Origin of the sequence: uncultured Mycobacterium sp., assembly GCF_964249325.1 — a bacterium.
Lineage (GTDB): Bacteria > Actinomycetota > Actinomycetes > Mycobacteriales > Mycobacteriaceae > Mycobacterium.
Map to the genome: position 1 here is coordinate 1 of NZ_CAXUCH010000356.1, position 3,149 is coordinate 3,149.

Consider the following 3,149-nt stretch of genomic DNA (forward strand, 5'->3'; position numbering starts at 1 on the left):
ATCGAAGACCGCCTGACGCTCGACATCGTGGTGCGCGATGGGCGCGGGGTCGTCGACCGCGGGTGGGCGATGAACGAGGCGAGCCTGGAGAAAGGGCCGCGGCTGGGCGTGCGCGGGGTTGTTCTGGAAGTCGACGGCCGGCCGGTGTCGACGTTCGGCTGTGACGGGGTGCTGGTGTCGACGCCGACGGGGTCGACCGCCTATGCATTCTCTGCCGGGGGTCCGGTCCTGTGGCCGGACCTGGAGGCGATCCTGGTGGTGCCCAACAACGCTCATGCCCTATTCGCACGGCCGATGGTCACCAGCCCCGACGCCACCATCGCGATCGAAGTCGAGTCGGGCGGCCACAACGCTCTGGTGTTCTGCGACGGCCGCCGCGAAATGCTGGTGCCGGCCGGCGGGCGCCTCGAGGTGACGCGCTGCGATACCCCGGTGAAGTGGGCACGGCTGGACAGTGCGCCGTTCACCGACCGTCTGGTGCGCAAGTTCCGGCTGCCGGTCACCGGATGGCGCGGCCAGTAACGGTGCCGGCGGATGCTGACTGAAATACGCATCGAGTCGCTGGGCGCGATCAGCGCGGCGACTGCGGAGTTCGGCCAGGGCCTGACCGTGCTGACCGGCGAAACCGGTACCGGCAAGACGATGGTGGTCACCGGGCTGCAGCTGCTCGGCGGGGCGCGCGCCGACGCCACCCGGGTGCGGTCCGGTGCCGACCGCGCGGTCGTCGAAGGTCGTTTCACCACCGCCGATCTCGACGAGGCCGCCGCGGCGCAGATCGACGACATCTTGGACGCATCCGGAGCCGAACGCGACGAGGACGGCAGCGTGATCGCGTCGCGTTCGGCCCTCACGCGCGTACCTGGGCGGCCGCAGCGTGCCCGCCAAGTCGCTGAGCAGTTGCACCGCAGAGCTGCTCACCTTGCACGGCCAAAACGACCAGCTGCGCTTGATGCGACCCGAACAGCAGCGCAACGCACTGGACCGGTTCGCCGACGCCGGCTCGCGGCTAGAGCGCTACCGCAAACTGCGCGACGCCTGGCAATCCGCGCGCCGCGACCTCGTCGATCGCAGCAACCACGCCCGCGAACTCGCGCAGGAGGCTGACCGGCTGAAGTTCGCGCTCAACGAGATCGACGGCGTCGACCCCGAGCCGGGTGAGGACGACGCGCTGCTCGACGACATCCGGCGGCTCTCCGAACTCGACGCGCTGCGCGAGGCCGCAGCCACTGCGCGCGGGGCGCTATCCGGAAGATTGGACGACGGCGAAGCCGTCGCAGAGTTTCCGACCGAGCCGCGATCGGCCGCTGAGCTGCTCGGACAGGCGAAGACGGCGTTGGCAGCAGCGACCGACGATGCCACGCTGCGCGCCCTGGCAGACCAACTCGACGAGGCGCTGGCGGTAGTCGGTGATGCCGCCCGGGAACTCGGCGACTATCTGTCCGAGCTGCCCGCCGACGCCAGCGCACTGGACAGCAAGCTCGCCCGCCAAGCCCAACTGCGCACTCTTACCCGCAAATATGCCCCCGACATTGCCGGCGTGCTGCAGTGGGCGGGCCAGGCGCGGACCCGGCTGGCCCAAATCGACGTTTCTGAGGAGGCGCTGGTCACGCTGCAGCGCCGGGTCGACGAGCTGGCAGTCCAATTGGCCGAAGCGGCAACCGATCTCAGCAAGTTGCGTAGGCAAGCGGCCAAGCGGTTGGCCAAGGCGGTCAGCGCGGAGCTGTCCGGGCTGGCGATGGCCAATGCCGAGCTCACCGTCAGTGTGACCACCGTGGCGGCCAACGACGAGAATCCCGCCGCGCTGAGACTGCCGTCGGGTGAGCTCGTGCATGCCGGCGCGGATGGTATCGACCAGGTCGAGTTCGGATTTGCCGCCCACCGCGGCACGACGGTGTTGCCGCTGTCGAAAAGCGCCTCCGGCGGGGAGTTGTCGCGGGTGATGCTGGCCTTGGAGGTGGTGCTGGCCGCCTCAGCGCGACGTTCGGCGGGCACCACCATGGTGTTCGACGAGGTCGACGCGGGCGTCGGCGGGCGGGCCGCGGTGCAGATCGGTCGGCGGCTGGCCAGGCTGGCCCACAGCCACCAGGTCATCGTGGTAACGCACTTGCCGCAGGTGGCTGCATATGCCGATGTGCATCTGGTCGTCGACACGATGGGAGAAGACGGCGCGAGCGCGGTACGGCGCGTGGACGGCGACGACCGCGTCGCCGAACTGGCCCGGATGCTGGCCGGGCTCGGTGACTCGGACAGCGGCCGCGCGCACGCCCGCGAGCTGCTCGACGCGGCCCAAGCCGAGCTGAAGTCGACGCGATAGGCTCTGTGGCTGGTGTGACAATTTATAGCTACTGAGGCTGTTGTTACGGCGCGCCTACTCGCAACCGCGGAATTCCGCCGACAGAATCGCCTCATGAAGATGTCCGTGCTTCTGTCTCGTAATGCCGATCGGCCCGGCGTTGTCGGTACGGCCCGGGTCGACCGCGACATCGATCGGCTGCTGCGCCGGGTGGGGCCCGGTGACATCGTGGTTCTCGATGTGCTCGATTTGGATCGGGTCACCGCCGATGCGCTCGTCGAGGCTGACATCGCCGGCGTCGTCAACGCGTCTCCCTCGGTATCGGGCCGCTACCCCAACCTGGGCCCGGAGGTATTGGTGGCCAACGGGGTCACCCTGATAGACGAAGCGGGACCGGAGGTCTTCAAGAAAATCAAGGACGGCGCCAAAGTCCGGCTGTACAACGGGGGCGTCTACTCCGGGGACCGTCGGCTGATCCGTGGCACCGAGCGCACCGACCATGACATTGCCGACCTCATGCACGAAGCCAAGAGCGGGCTGGTCGCTCACTTAGAAGCGTTCGCGGGCAACACCATTGAGTTCATCCGCAGCGAAAGCCCGTTGTTGATCGACGGTATCGGTATTCCGGATGTCGATGTCGACATGCGCCGCCGCCACGTGGTGGTGGTATCCGACGAGCCCAGTGCCGCCGACGATGTGAAGGCGCTCAAGCCGTTCATCAAGGAATAGCAGCCGGTGTTGATCGGGGTTGGCGCCGGAGCCGACGTGTTGCGCAAGGCGGGATATCGGCCGCAACTGATGGTCGGCGACCCCGAGCAGATGAGCGCGGAAGTCCTCAAATGCGGTGCGCAGGTGG

At 68.1% G+C, this 3,149-nt stretch carries 3 pseudogenes; all 3 read left to right on the top strand.

Features of this window, described 5'->3' with window-relative positions:
• A pseudogene (gene ppnK, locus ACFE99_RS24320) lies at positions 1–522 on the top strand (NAD(+) kinase); the annotation flags it as partial.
• 12 nt (positions 523–534) lie between these two features.
• A pseudogene (gene recN / locus ACFE99_RS24325) lies at positions 535–2,314 on the top strand (DNA repair protein RecN).
• Between the two features lie 93 nt (positions 2,315–2,407).
• Positions 2,408–3,149, top strand: a pseudogene (gene steA / locus ACFE99_RS24330) (putative cytokinetic ring protein SteA); the annotation flags it as partial.